Source organism: Furfurilactobacillus sp. WILCCON 0119, from assembly GCF_053471565.1.
Map to the genome: position 1 here is coordinate 309,753 of NZ_JBPCCV010000002.1, position 18,720 is coordinate 328,472.

An 18,720-nucleotide genomic window follows, 5' to 3' on the forward strand; every position below is an offset into this window, starting at 1 on the left:
TCAATATTTATCGTACCACTAGCGTAGCAGACCTACCCTAATGCTAGCTTAAGCGCTTCGCTTAATGTTGTAACCCCAACAACCTCGATCCCAGTCGGCGGATTCCACCCCTGAAGGTTGTTTTTAGGGACATAAATACGTTTGAAGCCCAGTTTTTGCGCTTCGGCAACCCGTTGTTCAATGCGGTTTACCCGCCTGATTTCACCGGTCAAGCCCACTTCACCCACAAACGTCACGCCGGGGTCTGTCTCCTTATCCCGGTAGCTAGACGCAATGGCGACAGCAATGGCTAAATCAATGGCTGGTTCGTCCAACTTAACGCCACCGGCCGCCTTCAGGTAGGCGTCTTGGTTTTGAAGCATTAGGTTAGCGCGTTTTTCCAACACAGCCATAATCAATGATACCCGATTACGATCCAGCCCCTGCGACGTCCGTTGCGCGTTACCAAACACTGACGGTGTCACTAACGCTTGAACTTCAACCAAAATCGGTCGTGTCCCTTCCATGGAGACAACAATTGCCGATCCCGTTGCACCAGCTAAGCGTTCCTCTAAGAAAATCTCTGATGGATTAGCGACTTCTTGTAAGCCATCCTCCCGCATTTCAAAGATGCCAAGCTCATTGGTGGACCCAAACCGGTTCTTCACGGCCCGCAAAATCCGGTAGGTGTGGTGAAGATCCCCTTCAAAATAGAGCACCGTATCCACCATGTGTTCCAAGATTTTTGGCCCCGCGATGGCACCACCCTTGGTCACATGACCAACGATGAAGATGGTAATTTGGTTCGTCTTCGCAATTTGCATCAGTTCCGCGGTAATTTCACGAATCTGTGAAACAGAGCCAACTGCGGACGTAATGTCTGGTTCTTGCATCGTTTGAACCGAATCGATGATCACAAATGCTGGATCAAGCTCCGTAATTTGCTCCCGGATGCTACTCATGTCTGTCTCTGGGTAAAGGTAGAGGTTATCTCCACCAACCCCCAACCGGTCGGCACGCATTTTGATCTGGGTTGCGCTTTCTTCACCAGACACATACAGCACACGGCCACCAGTTGCATTGAGTTGGCCAGACACCTGCGTGAGTAACGTGGATTTCCCAATTCCGGGGTCCCCACCGATCAACACGAGTGAGCCTGGGACAACCCCGCCACCAAGCACCCGGTTAAACTCCGTCAGGCCCGTCTCGACCCGGGGAACTTCTGCTAAACTGACGTCTTTAATTAACTCGGCTTTTGCCGTCTTCCCGGTAAAGCTAACCCTGGCTTTACGGTTCGGCACGTCATCGGCCATTTTTTCTTCAACCAGGGTATTCCATTCCCCACAGTTTGGGCAGCGGCCCAGATAGCGGGGGGAATTATACCCACAGTTTTGACACACAAACTGTGTTTTTGTCTTGGCCACAGTGGCCTCCTTTTCTTCATTCAAAACAACATCTTTTCATGTTTGACCAATGTTAACCAAACGTTAGTTACAGTCTAACACATGATCATCAAACCACAATTGTTTAGGCACTGCTTTTAACATTCTTAAGGGTTCGATCAATGCTGACCAGAAGAACCAAACCCACCGTCACGTTCTTTTGTCGGAACCACTTCGTCATCGGCCTTCAAGTACGGCACAAACACGGCCTGGGCGATGCGATCCCCCTTTTTAATGTGCACGTCCGTTAAACCGTAATTGATCAATTGCGCAAACAACTCGCCGTCGTTAGCGGCATTGCCGTAGTAATCAGCGTCAATAATGCCGACCCCGTTTGGTAAAATCAGGCGGCGTTTTAGCGGTCCAGATGACCGGTTGACTAGAATCAACACTTCATCCGGTTGCATGTACGCCTTCACACCTGTCGGCACCAAAAATGGTTTTAGGTCAGCATCCCCGGCCGTTAGCATGTCTGCCGTCAGTTGCTTTTGATGCCGCAAACGCCACAACGCCTTTAAAAAATGGCGGCGCCAAATGGATGGAACCGTAAAATCCTCGGCCGCTGCTAGATCATACCCAGCGGCCGCTTTCGTTTGTCGTTTTGGTAAAGCGACTGGTGTCTCCGCCAAACGTGCTACCACTTCAAACCCACGCGTTTTTGTCATCGTTTTTCCTCCTAAATTCTGCGCACTTGCTTATTAATGATTATAGATGAAGTGTCTAGACTTTAGTAGTCGCTAAAAGTCTGCTCGGTCCCGGAGGAAAAACTATGATAGGATATGAAGGTAATCCAATTCATTTTTGTTAGGAGGGCGCTCATGACGTTCACCCGTGATCAGCAACGGCTGTTTTTAATGGAAAACGATCAGCTACAGGCTGAGATAACGTTCCCGGTCATTGACGACACAACGTGGTTGATCGAACACATCTGGGTTCGCAATCAACCGACCAAACGGCAGTTAGCAGCCAGCATTCTTGACGCGGCCATGACCATCGTGCAGACTGAGCACAAACGCGTCGTGGTGCTTGATCCGTTTGCACGACAAGTTTTTGCGACGACCCCCGCCTATCAGACACTGATGCGATAATCTTTTTAAGGAGCTTTAAAAAATGGCAATGACACAAGATGAACTAAAACAACAGGTTGGGCAACGTGCCGTCGACTTTATCGAAGACGGGATGGTTGTTGGCCTTGGAACTGGCTCAACGGTTAAATACATGGTTGATGCACTGGGCAAACGCGTTAGCGAAGATGGCTTAAACGTTATCGGTGTCCCAACCTCCGACCGGACTCGCGATCAAGCCCGTGCGTTAGGCATCACCGTTAAGGGTGTGGACGATGTCGACCACATCGACTTGACCATTGACGGAGCAGACGAAATCAGTGACGACTTCCAAGGAATCAAGGGCGGCGGTGCCGCTCACTTATGGGAAAAGATCGTTGCCGTTAACTCCACTAAGAACATGTGGATCGTTGACGAAAGCAAACTTTCCCACGATTTAGGTAGTTTCCCATTGCCTGTTGAAGTGATTCCATACGGTTCTTCACAGGTCTTCAAAAAGCTTCAGGCGAAGGGCTACAATCCAGAAATGCGGATGCGCGATGGCAAGCACGTCATGACGGATTCAAAAAACTACGTTATCGACCTTCACTTAGGCCACATCGAACACCCCCACGAATTAGCCAATGAACTTATTCAGATGGTTGGCGTCGTGGAACAGGGCCTGTTCCTCGACACGGTGAACACCGTGATCGTTGGGCGCCCCGATGGTCCAGAAGTATTATCCGCCCGTTAGTTTACCGCAGTCACCACGTTAAAAAGGCACGTCGCAGAAACGCTTGCGACGTGCCTTTTCTATATGAATGACTATTTTTTAAACCTTAGAATTGCTAAGGAACCGCACCTTTTGTAACTTCGGTGCTAACCAGACGTACAAGTATTCCGCACATTGTAGCCAACCGTAAGCCAGTAAGACCGCTCCAATCGTATCCGTTGGGAAATGAGCTTGGAGGTAAACCCGGCTAAACATCACCAGAACCATCCAGATACACAGCAACGTTTGAACCAACAAGCGTTGCAAATTGTTTGCCATTAATGGTAAGACGACCACGAACAAAATCGCGGCCACCATGAACATTCCTAAAACGTGTCCTGATGGAAAACTGTAACCATCATCGCTGGCCATGTGACCAACTGGTCGTTGCCGAGCAACGATCTTCTTAATGATGGTTCCCAAGACATCACCACCCAGACCGTAACCAAGCGCCCATAATGCTGGGATCTTATATTTAAAGCCCCATAGCGCCCCGGCAATGATAAACATATAAATCAGGTCTAAGCTCGGACTTGCTAACTTTGTAATCAAAGAAAACAGACCCGTTAGCACGCCACTATTATGGGGAATATGATTCACAATTTCAGAATCAATCAGGGATAAAATCTGTGACTGCCGCAATGCTGCAATCGCCAAAAAGAGGAATAAAATGGTGGTAATGGTCAAAATTAGTCCACGACCACGTTCCTTTTCAATTAGCATATCTGTGCCTCCACCGCTCACTGCGGTATGTATTCGGCCATCCGTGTGACCATTGCCAAAGTATAGCACACTCATTTATTCACACTCATCAGTTTTGTGTTGGTTTTAGCGTCTCTTAACCCCTTAATGTTTTCTTAACATTTATGACGGAATTTAAACAAGCCATAATGAGCACGTTTACAAATGGTGCAATCCCCATTCCGTTCCTGATCCATGCTATTCTTAATGACATCAATTAAAGGAGCCCTTATTATGACACAAGTAATTATTATGTTGGCCGTTGGCCTCATCGCCGGAATTGCCGGCGCCATCCTCGGTCTGGGTGGTGGGATCATCGTTACACCCATCCTCACGTTAGGAATGGGTATCTCCATCAAATACGCCATTGGTGCAAGCATCATTGCCGTGATTGCAACGAGTTCCGGCTCAACCATTGCGTACCTTCGGGATAACGTCCTTAATTTACGGGTCGCAATGTTTCTTGAAATCTTCACCACGGTTGGTGCCATCTTAGGTGCCGTCCTAAACGGCATTCTCAGTCCCATCGTTTTGTACGTCACGTTTGGTTTGCTACTCCTGTATTCCGGGTATAACATGGTGCGCAAACTCCGTGCTGGAACAGAAGTGCTGCAACGTGCCGAACCAGACGCCCTTGCTAAGAAGCTAAAGTTAAACGGGAGCTACTACGACAAGGCTGCTGATAAGACCATCGACTACCAAGTCGAACACGTCCCTGCTGGTGCTGCCGTCATGTTTGGTGCTGGGATCGCCAGTGGGTTACTTGGTATTGGTTCCGGTGCTTTTAAAGTCATGGCTCTAGACACGTTCATGAAGATGCCGTTGAAGCCCTCCACATCAACCAGTAATTTAATGATGGGGGTCACCGCTGCTGCTTCAGCCACTGTCTACTTTTTCAACGGGTCCATTCGGCCACTGATTGCCGTTCCCCTTGCGCTCGGAATCCTCGTGGGTGCTACTGCTGGGGCGCGCATCATGCAACGCCTTCCTTCACGTTGGATTCGGATTATTTTTGTCCCAATCATTCTCTACATCGGATTACAAATGTTGCTTAAAGGATTCGGGGTGAACATCTAATGGACAACAAAACGGCCGAACAGGAAAAAATTTCTAAAGAAATGACTCAAGTTGAGATAATGATTGGTGAAATCCTCCGTATTGGGGTTATAATTTCTGCAGTTATTATGCTTGTAGGTTTCATCACCTATGGCATTCAGGGATCAACTGGGTTTACCAATAACGGTTTCCCAACCACAATGACCGCCATCTTTACTGGCTTGCTATCATTTAAATCCGGCTCCATCATGATGCTTGGCCTCTTTTGCCTCATCTTGACGCCCGTTTTGCGTGTGATTGTTTCAATCTACGCTTTTTACGTTGAAAAAGATCATCTATATGTTTGGATTACAACTGCTGTGCTGATCATTTTGCTCATTGCACTGTTTATTGGCCACAGTTAACCTCGGAGGATTCCATGAACAATCACAACAATGACAACGACACTGATATTCCATCACGGGTCGACCGTTTTGATCGCCGCGCTTCTGGGAACTACTTGAAGTCAGGTGCTCACGAAAAGGCGGCTGCACCGCAACCACCGCGTAAGCATAAGCACCCCATTCGGAACACCTTTTTTGCGATCCTCGGTGTCATTCTCATCGTTGGTGGTGGCCTTGGGTATAAACTCTATAGTAACGTCAGAAACTCTAGTAACGAGATGTTTAGCGCTGCAAACGGTGCGAAGGCACGCAACGTTAGTAAGCTGATCAAGGAAGGGAAGCCAATTTCCATCCTGCTCATGGGGACTGACGTTGGGGCCCTCGGTCGTGATTCCAAAGCGTGGTCTGGTGGCCGGACTGATTCCATGATGTTAGTCACCGTTAATCCTAAGAAGAAGACCACAACAATGGTCAGTATCCCACGTGACTCACTGGTTTCGATTACTGGTCACGAAGATGAATTCCCAACAAAGATCAACGCGGCGTACTACTTTGGTCAAACAAAGGCCGCCATTTCGACAACAGAACGGATGTTTAACGTCCCCATCGATTATTACGCACTCCTCAACATGGGTGGGTTAGAAAAGGTGATCGACAAGGTTGGTGGGATCGACATCGTGCCACCATTGACGTTCACTTATGAAAACCAACACTTCACCAAGGGCAAGAAGATCCACGTTAACGGTTCTCAGGCCCTGAAGTTCACCCGGATGCGTTACCAAGATCCCGAAAGTGATTATGGTCGGACGTTACGGCAACGGATCGTCATTACCGCCCTTTTGAAGAAGAGTAGCAACTTGACCACCCTTTTGAACGGCGACTTCCTCGATTCAATTGCCAGTCAATCAAAGACTGACCTGACCTTCGGCGACATGCTCACCCTTGCAAACAACTATCAGGACGCAACAAAACACGTCGTTTCTGATCACGTTCAGGGGGTTAGTGATGAAATTGCGGGTCAGAGTTTCGAAGTGCTTCCCCAAACGGAAAAGCAACGGGTCACAAACAAATTACGTAAACAGCTTGAACTCAAGCAGGCCAAGACCGGGAAACGGTTTGCAAACACCGTCCCAGCTTCATTAGCCAGCTACGAACCAGCCGCTAGCTACGGTGAAACGGCGGCAACGAAATCAACCTGGGGTGCTGATACCAACACAACCTCCCAGTACGATAAGGCTTATAACGGCGGCAAGAGTAATAACCTTGATGCCAACTATGGTGCAAATAATACCGATACGACTGGTAACACAGCTAACGCAACGGGCTCCAATGCATCACAAACTGGTGGTTACACCGGTTACGGCTATTAAACAATAATAAGGACGGCATAACTGCGATAATCCCAGTTATGCCGTCCTTATTTTTTCTCACCTTATTTTTCATCAAGGTGCTGCCGACGCTCCTGCTGAATTTGGCGACCACGTTGTTCCAATCGAACGACCAGTTCTGCCAACAAAAAGCCCAGCGCGATCATTCCGGCAATAATAATGACCTGTCCCAGATAACTCAATGCCTGTGGAACATGGTTTGTCACCAGGTTGCGAATGACCTGATAGGCTTGCCCACCCGGCACCAGGGGCACCAGACTTGGAATGTTAAATAAAATCATCGGCATGTGCTTCAACCGGGCCGCCCAATTACTGAGGATGCCAATCAAAAACCCTGCCGTTAACATCGCGCCAGACATCAGTGACCAGTTGGTGCCGTTGTTGTGATCCATCATCATGATCAACTCATAGGTCACCCATCCGGCAGTTCCGATCCACCCGGCAACATTTAGTGCCCGCCGGGGAATGTTTAAAATAATTCCAAAGCCAACCGTGGCAACATACGCCAGGATTGCTTCTACCAATAAATGCTGCATCAAAATCCCCCTAGCGTAGGCTGACCATGATGGCGATCCCAATGCCAATCGCACAAACGGATAAAATGGCTTCCATTGCCCGTGCCGGACCACTTAAATAATTTCCAGCGAGCACGTCTCGAAACGAATTCATCAACGGCACCCCGGGCACAAGTGGCATGAGTGCCCCGATAATAACGGCGTCACCGGACTGATTCGTAAAGCCCAGCCAGTTCGTTCCGATGTAGGCGATTCCGCCGATAACCAGGGCCGCTAAAAACTCACTCAAAAACCGAATTTGAAGTTCATGATTAACGTAATAAAAGACGGCGTACCCGCTCCCACCAGCCACTGCGGCCAGAACCATTTTTAGCCACCCGTCAATGCCTGTAAAGGCCATCATCAGGGTCAGCGTAACCACAATGGCCGCCACCAACTGGAGCCAAAACGGAAACGCAGGTACCGCCTCGTTAACCTGTCGCAACCGGTTATAAAACGTTTGAAGGTCGATATCCCCCGCTGCAAATTGCCGCGATAGCGTATTGACCTGATCGACTTTTTCAAGGTCAATGGTTCGTGAACGGATGGGGCGAACCTGCGTTAGCCCATCATCCGGCAGCGACATGGTGATCCCCGTTAACAGAACAAAGATACTTGCTTCCGGTGCGCCAGCATTGGCTGCAATTCGGTCCATCGTGTCCTCAACACGGGCAATTTCGGAGCCGTTTGCTAACAGGACTTCCCCCGCCAGTAGTGCTGTTTTCATCGTTAACTGTGCGTGATCCATGATGGACCTCCCCTCATGTGTGTCATCATCAAAAAACGGCCATCACACCCCCAAAAAGGAAGCATAACGACCGTCTCATAATGCGTTTAACAAATTGCCGTTACCGGCAATTTGGTTAATTGCTAATTAGTCTTTAACAACGTTAGCAGCTTGTGGGCCACGGTCGCTGTCTTCAACATCAAATGATACGCCTTGGCCTTCTTCAAGAGTCTTGAAGCCGTCGCCTTGGATAGCTGAGAAGTGAACGAATACGTCGTCGCCGCTTTCGCGAGTGATGAAACCGAAACCTTTATCGGCGTTAAACCATTTAACACTACCGTGTTCTGACATGTGTGATGTCCTCCTGTTGCGTATGTACGCAGTTTAAAATGTTTTGTAAATTGGAACTGGTGTAAATGGGGACTGTCACAAAACTATGAACCGATCTAACCATCATTCCCGAACCAAACTACATGAGTTATTGTATCATATAGAACGCTTTCTTTTCCATAATCTTATCCGTTCAAAGATAAAATTATTTCCGTTTTAGCGCTGCGGCCTTGTGCCGTCCCGTTTCTCATTGAAAGTGCTAAAATGAAAAGAAACGATAATAATGGAGGCATCAGTCATGGCAGATCAGTTAAGCACCATCGATCAACTTGATGAGCCCGCTCAATCAACGGCCCTCACCAGTTTTGCGACATTTTACATCACTTTGTGGCGTCAAAACAACCTCGAACTTGTGAGTCAATTCGACCACCAGCATGGGGCCATCGAGGACATTAATCACGCCCTCACCCTTAATCAGTTTTTTACGCCGGATCAAGCACGGCAAGCAAGCATTACCTTTAGCAAAGCAGACTATATTCACCTTATTGACGAAATTGGCATGCGTTTTCACGCCACCGGTAACCCTGAAATACCTTGGTTTGCTTGGTATGACCATCAGTTTTCAACGATGGCCGTCTCATAATCACATCATAAAACTGGCGCCATTAGACAAGCAATGTCTAATGGCGCCAGTTTTCAGTTTATTGATTACAATGCGTCCTTATCGACAAACAGGGCGTCTTTTTCACCGTGGTGCACTTCTGGTTGGATCGTCACGTGGCAAATACCGTGCTTCTTAGTCAGCATGTCACGAATTTGAGCAACCGTTTCTTCGGCAACACTCAGCTTAACGTCCTCCATGTTCACGTGCGCTGAAAACACAATTTTGTTTTCATCAATAAGCCACGCATGAATGTGGTGCACCCGGAGCACACCAGGGACCGCCACAATGTCCGCCGCCAACTGGTCATAATCCAGTTCAGGCGCTGTTTGCATCAAAATGCTGACCGTTTCGTGAATCACCGGCCACGTTTCATAAATGATGTACAGCGACACAAGTAACGTTAATAACGGGTCCACCCAGCTGATGTGAAACAACACGATGAGGATCCCGCCGATAATGACAGCAACGGATGATAATGCATCTGCCAACACATGCAGGTAGGTCGCCTTAATGTTCAGACTGTCCTTTGAACCATGGTGCATAAGCACCGCCGATAATAAGTTGGCAATCAGTCCAATGACTGCAACCGTCAGCATGATTCCCCCGTTGATTGGTTCGGGATTCATAAATCGCCGCGCGGCCTCAACCATCAATACCGCTGAAACACCCATTAAAAATAACCCATTAACAAAGGCTGCTAAAATCTCAGCCCGGCGGTAACCAAACGTTCGCTGCTTGTTTTGCGGTTTGCCACTAATCTTCTGAGCAGCATACCCCAAGACAATGGAAAACGAATCACCTAAATTATGAAATGCATCTGACAACAGGGCCAGTGAGCCGGAGAATAAGCCCCCAACGATTTCTGCAATCGTAATCAGCACGTTTAGAACGGTGACAAATAAAAACCGGGTCCCGGTCATTTGTTCATTTTCATGTTCCATTAATCTCTCCCCCTCTCTGCGCCCCATTATCGCACATTGATGGGGAAGCGACTAGCGCCCTGGGTGAATCCGAATGCTAACCTCATGATCAACCCGACTAGAGATTCGGTAATCTGGCTGAACGTCTGCGCCCCAACTATCGATGCCACCAACACCACGAACAGCTCCAAAGACAGTCAACACAGTGCGCCGGGCAACCGGTAATTCTTCAATGTGGGTCGCATTTTCTAATTCGGCCGGTGTATATGGCAAACAACTGAATGCAAACGGCGCTGTCACTTGCTCAACGGCCAATCGTCCTGGTTTAGTCAGGGAACCCGCATTGTTTAGCTGATCCGTCCGGGTCACCGTTACCTTGGTTGTTTTCATATGCATCCCCATTTCCTGAGGCACTAGGTAAGGAGTCACCGGTAACCCAACAACGCGGTGTTCACCACCCTGACCGCCAGCCATGCGATCCGGATACGTTTCACCTGAGAGGCCACGGTACGTGAAACTTTCGGCCGCCGTTGGCATCACAAAGCGCAAACCAAATGCTGGTAGCTCCGGCAAATTCTGGTGGCCCGTGTAGTGCGCCGTTACCGTCAGCCCGTCACTAGCCGTTACCACGTACGTCACCGTTATTGTTGTGGCCGGAACGGTTGCCGTCCTAAATGTACAGGTCACAGCAACCTGGTCGGCCCATTCATGATCACTGTACCGGTTATTCTGCGGTGCAATCGGTGTCCCAAGATCGACACCATCCACAGCAACGTTCATCTGTTGACACCGACTGAACAAGTCAGCGCCCAACCACATCGCGGCTTTCGTTGAAAACTGGTTGCCACGATCGTTATCCGTGGTTGCCCGCCATAAAGCCGGTCGGGGGACTTGGTAAAGCCACTCCTGCCCGTTAGTCACTAATGATTCTAGGCCACCACGTTCATAACTAAAGATGTACTGAACGTCTGTGCCGATAACGCCCAACGTTCCGTCACCATAAACCACCCGGAGCTTAGTTGTCGTATTTGCCATAGTAATAGCGCACCTCCTGCATTGCTGGCTTTGGCGTCCGGTCTGCAAACATTAACCCATCACCTGAAAATTCATTATCTGCATGCCGATCATCAAAATCGCCCCCGTACCGGAGCTGATCACGACCGGTCACTGGGTCTTTTCGCCACAGGGCTTGGTCAACAAAGTCCCAGATAAATCCGCCGGAATACGTTTCAAATTCATCCGCCAGGCCCATGTATTCACCCAAACCGCCCAGTGAGTTCCCCATGTCATGCATGTATTCACAACTAATAAACGGCTTTTTCGGTGTCGTTTTTAAATACGTTCGAATCTCATCAGGTGTCGCGTACATCCGGCTTTCAAAATCAGAAATCGTTGCCTCATAGGCCCGGTTACGCACGACCCCCTCATAGTGGGTCAAGCGATGACTATCCACCGTTTTAAAGTAGGTGTTCATCGCCTCAATGTCATCACCGGCGTACGCTTCATTGCCAAGGGACCAGAATAAAACGGACGGGTGATTTTTAAATGTTTCATAATTGCTCTTCGCACGATCAAGCACTGCGGCCCGCCACTGTGGAAGGGACCCTGGCACATTGACGGATGGCTCAACGGCCCCCATTTTCTGCCACGTTCCGTGACTTTCTAAGTTTGTCTCCGCCATGACGTAAATTCCGGCTGCATCACACAATGCGTACCACACGTGCTGGTCTGGATAATGACACGTCCGCACCGCATTGATGTGGTTCGCTTTAAACGTCGCTAAGTCAGCCTGCATATCTGCAACCGTGATTGCTCGCCCTGTAGTCGCGTTCCACTCGTGACGATTAACACCGTTGATCAGCAACCGGTGGCCGTTTAAGCGCAACACGTTGTCCACGATTTCGACCCGCCGAAAGCCAAACGGATACGGAATCGTTTCAATGATGGCGTCTGTTTCATCGCGCACGGTCACCCTCAGCTGGTAGCAATACGGATCATGATGGGACCACAGGTGGACTTGCGGCAACGCCGTACTTAATTGCATGGTTGGTGTCGCCGGCTCCGTGTGCTCGTAAACACTGGTGCCATCGGCTGTCGATGCGGTCACGGTCACCGTTGTCGTCGGTAAGTCAGTTCCCGTTAACGCTAACGTGACCGCTAATGCACCGCTCTTAAAGTCATCCGCCACCGTTGGCACAATGCTGAGATCCTCCACGTGAACGTGTGGGCGTGCAACGAGCCGTACGCTCCGGAAGATCCCGGAAAAACGGAACATGTCCTGATCCTCAAGGTATGCCGCGGTACTCCGCTTAAACACAGCAACCGCAAGATGGTTTTCACCAGCCACTAACAGGGGCGTTAAATCAAATTCAGACTGTGAAAAGCTGTCCTCCGCGTACCCCACAAACGTGCCGTTTAACCAAACGTACAGGGCTTCCTCCACCCCATCAAACTGAATCGCAACCTGCTGGCCCACTAATCCGGGTGCGAGGATGAAGTCCTTGCGATACATCCCAACGGAATTATCATCTGCTTGGCTAAACGCACCCTCTTCACGTGCTTCTGGTCCCAACGCATACCCTGGCCGCCGGAAGTGTTTCCCCTCCCATGGATAAAGGGTGTTAATGTACTGAATTGACGCATAATCTGCCAGTTCAATGTGGCCCGGCACCGCTAACGGTTTGAAGGCCGTTAGTGGATAACTTGGCTCATAAAAGTTTGTTAACCGTTCGCTTGGCTGACTGGCAAACGCAAACTGCCACTGCCCATCCAATGATTGTTCAAAACTACTTTGTTGGTGCGTACTTTCGGTTTCATCACGGTACCACCTGTGATCACTGTGGGCCGGCATTTGATTAACCCGAAACGTTTCCGGGTCATCAAGCCAGGTAATGTCTGCTTCCATTTTGAACCTCCCTCTAATTAAAGCGCTTACATTAATGCATTAAGTGTACCGCATTTCCTGCTGAAACAGAACACACCGTCCCCGCACTCTGTGACACACGCGCCGCTACGACTGCACAAAAAAAGACACCTCAGATTCCCTAAACTGAGGCGCCGGTGGCGGGGAAGTTTATTGACACCATGAAAACTTTGGGTTGATTTTCATGAAACACATTGTTTTAAATACGATCATTAACCATCCCGGAAGGATGATCCTCGAGCGCATACTGCGCAAATTGTCGAACTTTTCTTCAAAAGTTGTCAAAAAAACACTCACAACATGAAGCAATGGCCCAGCCGTGAAGATCGGCCATCTCTTGGGAATTTTTGGGTCACAAACCATGCTCCCCGCTACGCGTTAAGCTTAGCACGACGACATCATTGTCACAAGCAAAGTGGATCACGCTTATGCGTCACTTAACTCAAAGTGGGTGCCATCATCTTCGATCCGTGCCAATAAATGTTTTGTTGGATCTGGATCAAACTGACCAAAATCAACAACTGCATGTCCATTTTCATCACGGACATCCTCGATTCGATCCATCACGACGCTCTTCAAGATTTTAATGACCGCCCGGTGCTTTTGCATCCGTTTAGCGGCTGCCGCCAGCGTAAAGCCCTCATCCATGTAGGCCTTAATGGCGCGAACCTTGAAGACTGTATCATAGGTAAACTTCCGGTTCCCCTCATCTTGACTAACACTGTCGACATACCCTTTGTCCGTCCAGTAGCGAAGCTGGGTTACAGAGACCCCCGATGCGCGGGCTAAATCACTGATTCCAAGCAACACGCCGTCACTCCGTAAAATTTCGCGTAACCATTCCGGCGTCTCTGCCGGACCAAGCATTCTATCCATAAATAACCTCGATTAATTAATGAAACCGTTATCACATTTTTAGGTGTTCTTGTCACGTTTACTTGAACTATTATATATTTTGAAATAAGTTTGTCAACTTGCTTGACATGGATTACCGAAAGAATTATATTAGTCACCGTACTTTTTTACACAAGCAAATTTCACAAACGAAAGAAGGAGCACTTTTATGTCAGAAGTTGTCGACACAAACGGCAAACCCTATAACCGGACACTGATGGTTATCGTGTTGCTGATCGGTACATTTTGTACCGTGTTGAACCAAACGATTTTGACGACCGCTTTCCCTACATTAATGAAAGCCTTCGATATTTCAACATCAACGGTTCAATGGTTGACCACCGGATTCTTAATGGTCAACGGGATCATGATCCCAATTTCGGCTTACTTATCCAGCCGTTTCAATTCTAAGTGGCTATACATTTCAGCCATGACGATTTTTGAAATCGGAACGATTATTGCCTTTATCGCCCCAAACTACGGAACGTTACTTAGTGGTCGGTTAATCCAAGCCGTTGGGGTTGGGATCGCCATGCCATTGTTGCAAACGTTAATGCTAACGATCTTCCCAGCCAGCTCACGTGGTGCTGCCATGGGTCTTGCCGGAATCGTTATCGGGGTTGCCCCCGCAATTGGACCAACCTTATCTGGGTGGGTCATTGATAACTACACATGGCGTGATCTGTTCGGAATGATCATCCCCATTGTTGCCTTAGTTATTATTCTTGCGTTTTTCTTCATGAAATCCGTTATTGAAACATCAAAGCCAAAACTTGATTGGTTATCTGTCGGCTTGTCCACCCTTGGATTTGGGTCCTTACTTTATGGGTTCTCATCCGTTGGGAACGATGGCTGGACATCTGTCAAGGTTATCAGCATGCTCGTCATCGGGGTCATCATCATTGGCCTGTTCGTTTGGCGTCAATTAACGATGGAAAAGCCATTCCTTCAACTGCGTGTGTTCAAATCTAAAGAATTCACCATTGCTGCCATTCTAAGTTCCGTTATTATGATGGCCATGACTGGTGTTGAACTGGTTCTGCCACTTTATCTGCAAATCGTTCGTGGGATGAGCGCCTTCCATTCAGGATTGACCTTACTGGCAGGTGCCATGATGATGGCACTTATGAGTCCCATTACGGGTCAAACATTTGACCGGTTGGGTGCCCGTCGGTTAGCCATCGCCGGCATGTTCTTATTAACAGCTGGAACCATTCCGTTTGCCATGATCACAAAGTCCACACCAACCATCTACATCACGTTCTTGTACGCGGTTCGGATGTTTGGGATTTCAATGGTCATGATGCCTGTTACGACTGCCGGAATGAACGCGTTGTCCTTTGACTTGATTTCTCACGGGACTGCCGTTAACAACACCACCCGGCAAGTGGCAACGTCCATTGGCTCTGCCATCTTGGTTTCCGTTTTAACAAACGTCACCAAGGGTGCCATGCCTGCGCACCATATCCTCAAAGAAACACCTTTGGAATATAAAGTTAAGGCCATCAATGCAACGTTAAGTGGTTATCACGCAACGTTCTGGGTTGCCATTGCCTTTTGTTTGATCGGGTTTGTGCTCGCCTTCTTCTTGAAGGGAGCTAACCGTGCATCAATCTCAGTTGATAACAACTCAACTAAAGAATTAAAATCTGATGTCGCTGAAAATAACGGAGGTGAAGCATAATGATTTTAGCAACCTTAGTTATTGGTGCCATCGCACTATTCGTCTGCTTCGTGTACATCAAACCAATGACATGGCGTTTAATTGGCACGTTTATTGCCATGATCATCCTGGTCTTCTCTTTAACCATGATTACCCAAAATGACCGTGATCATTACGGGATGCACAAGGTCACAACGTCGACGACAAAGACCATCTACTCTGCTGATCCAAGCGGTAAGATGAACATGGTTCTGTACCAAAAGATCGGAACCAAGGGTAAGGAAGATACCCAGATTTACTCAACCAAAAAGGGCCAAAAGAAGCCTGGCCACACCCAGGTCAACGAATACACGACCAATAAGGTGAAAACAACCACCAGCACAACGGCAACCATGAAGACCACGGTAACAAAGTGGCGCTACAAGGATGACCGTGCTAAGTTATGGTTCGGGATCTCAGGAAACGACGGTAAGCTCGTTAAACGGGTAAACACCTTCTACCTCCCACAATCATGGCTCCACTTGTCAACAGCACAGGTTAAGCAACTGAAGGCTGAAATGGCCAAAATGCAAACACCTGCTGCTAAGGCACAAATGAAGGAACAAGGCGCTGCCTACGTTAAGGCGCAAATGCAAGCCGCCATTGCAAAGGATCCTAGCATTGCAACGGACCAGGCCAAACAAGCTGCTTTAAGCAAGCAATACGCTGCGGACTTCCAAAACAATTTGATCAAACAGGCCGTTGCGCAATTAAAGTAACCCGTCAGTTTCACCAATGAGTAATCAAAAAACGTCACCCTCCCCCAGAGTGACGTTTTTTTGGTCTTCACAGACCGGTTTCATTCAATTCGTAACGGCGGCTAACGCCCCTGACGGATACTAACGGACCGAACTGGACGTAACTGGTTCGCCGTCAGCGTTTCATAAGTGGCAACGACAGTCTCTGCGGTAAAGTGGAAATGCTTCACGACCGCAGCCCCGTTACCACTCGCCCCAAAGCCAGTCATCCCGATCACTTGACCATCAAGGCCGACATACTGCGCCCAATCGGTTGGCGTTCCCATTTCGATGGCTACCCGCTGACGAACTGCGGATGGTAAGACGCGTTCTCTGTACGCTGCTGGTTGGGCGTTAAACAGTTCCATACATGGCATGGAAATTACCGCCACGTCATGGCCCCGTTGCCGCAACGTCTTTTGAGCTGCAAGCGCCAGCTGAACCTCAGACCCGCTCGCAAGCAATAGCCCACTTGGTTGCACACCTTGTTGTGGTGAAATGACGTACCCACCACGACTAACCCCTTCTGGATGGGCCCGGGCCCCAGCTAATACAGGAACCGCCTGCCGTGTCAGAATCAACGCAGTGGGCTGGTGCCGACTACTCAGGGCCTGTTGCCATGCCGCGATGGTTTCGTTTGCGTCGGCCGGACGAATGACGTTTAATCCGGGCAGTGCCCGTAATCCTGCCAATTGTTCAACCGGTTCATGCGTTGGGCCATCCTCGCCGACCGCAATGGAATCATGGGTCAACACGTACGTGACGGGCAGCTTTTGCAACGCAGCCAAGCGAATGGCACCGCGCATGTAGTCTGAGAAGACAAAGAATGTACTTCCGAAGATTCGTGAACCCCCATGCAACGCGATCCCGTTAAGAGCACATCCTTCGGCAAATTCACGAACACCAAACCAAACGTTTCGCTGGTCACTATGCGCTGCGTCAAACCGTCCGCTAGCAGCAACCGCCGTTTTATTTGATGAGAACAAGTCGGCGGCGCCACCCCATAAACTTGAGTTCCGCTCACTCGCCGCCTGGAGGATTTTTTCACTGGTCAGGCGAGTCGCCTCTTGATCCCCATCATGGTAGTTGGTCACTAAATCACTCAAATCAACGTGATCAAGCTGACGGACATCATCAGCAAACGCGCTTGCCAACGCCGGGCATTGTTCTTCGTAGGTAACCATGAGCTTATTCCAGGCCCGTTCTGCATCACTGCCACGTTGACCGATCGTCTTGGCAAACCGTTCATACACAGTCCCTGGTACTTTAAATGGTTCGTATGACCACTGATAAGCTGCCTTGGTTGCTGCCAGCGCTTCCTCGCTAAGGGGGGCGCCGTGCACTTTATTGGTACCTGCTTGCGGTGATCCGGCCCCAATGACCGTTTTGACTTCAATTAACGTTGGCCGTTGTTCCTCTTCCTTGGCCTGGTCAATGGCCGCGTCAATGGCCTCAAGGTCTGTGCCATCTTCAACCCGTTGATAGGCCCAGCCATAGCTTTCAAACCGTTTCTGAACGTTATCCTGACACGCGTTGCTTAGCGGCCCATCCAACGACACATCGTTTGAATCATACAAAACAATCAACTTATTGAGCTGAAGCTGACCGGCCAAACTAGCGGCTTCGTGGGAGATTCCTTCCATCAGATCCCCATCACCAACGACAACGTAGGTCCGGTGGTCAACCACCTTAAACCCTGGTCGGTTATACCGCGCGGCAACATGTCGTTCTGCCATGGCCATCCCAACGGCCATTCCGAGGCCCTGGCCTAATGGACCCGTTGTTGCCTCAACGCCATCAGTCCACCCATACTCTGGATGACCCGGCGTCCGGCTTCCTAACTGGCGGAAATGCTGTAGGTCTTCAACCGTTAACTGGTAGCCACTAAGGTGAAGTAAGCTGTAAAGCATGGCTGACCCATGACCCGCGGACAGGACAAACCGATCGCGATTAAACCAGTGTGAATCTCGCGGATTAACCGTCATGTGGCGTGACCACAAAACATACGCAAGTGGCGCCACCCCTAAGGGCAATCCCGGGTGCCCTGACTTTGCTGCATTAATAGCATCGAGGCTTAACATTCGAACGCCGTTTACGGCTAATTCATCAATTTGATCAAACATTTTCTTCATCGTCCTTTTTGCTCACAACGAATTGTTTCGTCGGTTTTTAACTTTGGTCTATGTCAGCAACAATAGCGATTGTTCATGCTTTCGGCAACAACAATTTGGTAATAAACGTGGTGATTAGATGAGAAAGCAATGAAGATTGGTTTGAGTAATGATTTGTTAAAACGCTGATTTGACAGCGATTCATTTCAATTGGTATAGTCAATGACAGCCGGTTGCACTTTCTCATTATTTTATCCTTAAAAATTGTTTAATCGGCAATTAAAAAGCGTTAAATTCAACATTGGTATAGGCATCATTTCAATCATTATCTCACTCAAATCTATTTATCTCCCG

General features: G+C 48.9%; 19 protein-coding genes. 8 read left to right on the forward strand and 11 right to left on the reverse strand.

Annotated elements, in window-relative coordinates:
* Nucleotides 1-32: 32 nt before the first annotated feature.
* On the reverse strand, nucleotides 33-1,403 hold the full coding sequence (gene radA / locus ACRYI5_RS05065; protein ID WP_448224496.1) for a DNA repair protein RadA: 1,371 nt from the start codon (nucleotides 1,401-1,403) through the stop codon (nucleotides 33-35).
* 137 nt (nucleotides 1,404-1,540) lie between these two features.
* Nucleotides 1,541-2,086 (reverse strand): dUTP diphosphatase, encoded by a 546-nt coding sequence (locus tag ACRYI5_RS05070; protein ID WP_407878593.1) that lies wholly within the window; start codon nucleotides 2,084-2,086, stop codon nucleotides 1,541-1,543.
* A gap of 153 nt (nucleotides 2,087-2,239) precedes the next feature.
* Here ACRYI5_RS05070 and ACRYI5_RS05075 point away from each other — a divergent pair, with 153 nt between their 5' ends.
* Nucleotides 2,240-2,509: an N-acetyltransferase gene (locus ACRYI5_RS05075; RefSeq protein ID WP_407878591.1), complete on the forward strand. Its 270-nt coding sequence runs from the start codon at nucleotides 2,240-2,242 to the stop codon at nucleotides 2,507-2,509.
* 28 nt (nucleotides 2,510-2,537) lie between these two features.
* Complete coding sequence (gene rpiA, locus ACRYI5_RS05080; RefSeq protein ID WP_448224557.1) at nucleotides 2,538-3,218, forward strand: ribose-5-phosphate isomerase RpiA; 681 nt, start codon at nucleotides 2,538-2,540, stop codon at nucleotides 3,216-3,218.
* A gap of 78 nt (nucleotides 3,219-3,296) precedes the next feature.
* On the opposite strand, the gene ACRYI5_RS05085 is transcribed toward rpiA, so the two are convergent.
* A complete protein-coding gene (locus ACRYI5_RS05085) occupies nucleotides 3,297-3,959 on the reverse strand; it encodes a phosphatase PAP2 family protein (protein WP_448224497.1) in 663 nt (220 codons plus the stop codon).
* 252 nt (nucleotides 3,960-4,211) lie between these two features.
* On the opposite strand from ACRYI5_RS05085, the gene ACRYI5_RS05090 reads away from it, so the two are divergent.
* Genes ACRYI5_RS05090 through ACRYI5_RS05100 form a run of 3 tightly spaced genes read left to right on the forward strand, consistent with a single transcriptional unit; the run spans nucleotide 4,212 to nucleotide 6,786 of the window.
* Nucleotides 4,212-5,054, forward strand: a complete 843-nt coding sequence (locus ACRYI5_RS05090; protein WP_448224498.1) for a sulfite exporter TauE/SafE family protein — start codon at nucleotides 4,212-4,214, stop codon at nucleotides 5,052-5,054.
* A complete protein-coding gene (locus ACRYI5_RS05095) occupies nucleotides 5,054-5,437 on the forward strand; it encodes a DUF1634 domain-containing protein (RefSeq protein ID WP_448224499.1) in 384 nt (127 codons plus the stop codon). The genes ACRYI5_RS05090 and ACRYI5_RS05095 overlap by 1 nt, the downstream gene beginning before the upstream one ends.
* Before the next feature lie 14 nt (nucleotides 5,438-5,451).
* Nucleotides 5,452-6,786, forward strand: coding sequence for an LCP family glycopolymer transferase (locus tag ACRYI5_RS05100; RefSeq protein WP_407878585.1), 1,335 nt, complete (start codon nucleotides 5,452-5,454; stop codon nucleotides 6,784-6,786).
* A 62-nt stretch (nucleotides 6,787-6,848) separates the two neighbouring features.
* Here ACRYI5_RS05100 and ACRYI5_RS05105 read toward each other — a convergent pair whose 3' ends face one another.
* The 3 genes from ACRYI5_RS05105 to ACRYI5_RS05115 all read right to left on the reverse strand — a co-directional run bounded on the left by ACRYI5_RS05105 (nucleotide 6,849) and on the right by ACRYI5_RS05115 (nucleotide 8,436).
* Nucleotides 6,849-7,340: a threonine/serine exporter family protein gene (locus tag ACRYI5_RS05105; protein ID WP_407878583.1), complete on the reverse strand. Its 492-nt coding sequence runs from the start codon at nucleotides 7,338-7,340 to the stop codon at nucleotides 6,849-6,851.
* 10 nt (nucleotides 7,341-7,350) lie between these two features.
* Nucleotides 7,351-8,106 carry a threonine/serine exporter family protein gene (locus tag ACRYI5_RS05110; RefSeq protein ID WP_407878581.1) on the reverse strand — a complete coding sequence of 252 codons (756 nt, stop codon included), beginning with the start codon at nucleotides 8,104-8,106 and terminating at the stop codon, nucleotides 7,351-7,353.
* Between the two features lie 126 nt (nucleotides 8,107-8,232).
* Nucleotides 8,233-8,436 carry a cold shock domain-containing protein gene (locus ACRYI5_RS05115; RefSeq protein WP_407878580.1) on the reverse strand — a complete coding sequence of 68 codons (204 nt, stop codon included), beginning with the start codon at nucleotides 8,434-8,436 and terminating at the stop codon, nucleotides 8,233-8,235.
* A gap of 277 nt (nucleotides 8,437-8,713) precedes the next feature.
* On the opposite strand from ACRYI5_RS05115, the gene ACRYI5_RS05120 reads away from it, so the two are divergent.
* A complete protein-coding gene (locus tag ACRYI5_RS05120; protein WP_407878579.1) occupies nucleotides 8,714-9,058 on the forward strand; it encodes a hypothetical protein in 345 nt (114 codons plus the stop codon).
* Between the two features lie 65 nt (nucleotides 9,059-9,123).
* Here the strand turns inward: ACRYI5_RS05120 and ACRYI5_RS05125 are convergent, their stop codons facing one another.
* The 4 genes from ACRYI5_RS05125 to ACRYI5_RS05140 all read right to left on the reverse strand — a co-directional run bounded on the left by ACRYI5_RS05125 (nucleotide 9,124) and on the right by ACRYI5_RS05140 (nucleotide 13,798).
* The gene (locus ACRYI5_RS05125; RefSeq protein WP_407878578.1) at nucleotides 9,124-10,020 is read right to left on the reverse strand and encodes a cation diffusion facilitator family transporter; all 897 of its coding nucleotides are present in this window, start codon (nucleotides 10,018-10,020) and stop codon (nucleotides 9,124-9,126) included.
* Nucleotides 10,021-10,071: 51 nt separating this feature from the next.
* Nucleotides 10,072-11,034 (reverse strand): beta-galactosidase small subunit, encoded by a 963-nt coding sequence (locus tag ACRYI5_RS05130; protein WP_448224500.1) that lies wholly within the window; start codon nucleotides 11,032-11,034, stop codon nucleotides 10,072-10,074.
* Nucleotides 11,015-12,904, reverse strand: a complete 1,890-nt coding sequence (locus tag ACRYI5_RS05135) for a glycoside hydrolase family 2 TIM barrel-domain containing protein (RefSeq protein ID WP_448224501.1) — start codon at nucleotides 12,902-12,904, stop codon at nucleotides 11,015-11,017. Before ACRYI5_RS05135 ends, ACRYI5_RS05130 begins: the two co-directional genes overlap by 20 nt.
* 444 nt (nucleotides 12,905-13,348) lie before the next feature.
* Nucleotides 13,349-13,798: a MerR family transcriptional regulator gene (locus ACRYI5_RS05140; protein ID WP_407878575.1), complete on the reverse strand. Its 450-nt coding sequence runs from the start codon at nucleotides 13,796-13,798 to the stop codon at nucleotides 13,349-13,351.
* 187 nt (nucleotides 13,799-13,985) lie between these two features.
* On the opposite strand from ACRYI5_RS05140, the gene ACRYI5_RS05145 reads away from it, so the two are divergent.
* Both ACRYI5_RS05145 and ACRYI5_RS05150 read left to right on the forward strand, forming a co-directional pair.
* Complete coding sequence (locus tag ACRYI5_RS05145; protein ID WP_448224502.1) at nucleotides 13,986-15,500, forward strand: MDR family MFS transporter; 1,515 nt, start codon at nucleotides 13,986-13,988, stop codon at nucleotides 15,498-15,500.
* The gene (locus tag ACRYI5_RS05150; protein ID WP_407878572.1) at nucleotides 15,500-16,237 is read left to right on the forward strand and encodes a DUF4811 domain-containing protein; all 738 of its coding nucleotides are present in this window, start codon (nucleotides 15,500-15,502) and stop codon (nucleotides 16,235-16,237) included. The genes ACRYI5_RS05145 and ACRYI5_RS05150 overlap by 1 nt, the downstream gene beginning before the upstream one ends.
* Nucleotides 16,238-16,338: 101 nt before the next feature.
* On the opposite strand, the gene tkt is transcribed toward ACRYI5_RS05150, so the two are convergent.
* Nucleotides 16,339-18,378 carry a transketolase gene (gene tkt / locus ACRYI5_RS05155; RefSeq protein WP_448224503.1) on the reverse strand — a complete coding sequence of 680 codons (2,040 nt, stop codon included), beginning with the start codon at nucleotides 18,376-18,378 and terminating at the stop codon, nucleotides 16,339-16,341.
* Nucleotides 18,379-18,720 lie beyond the last annotated feature (342 nt).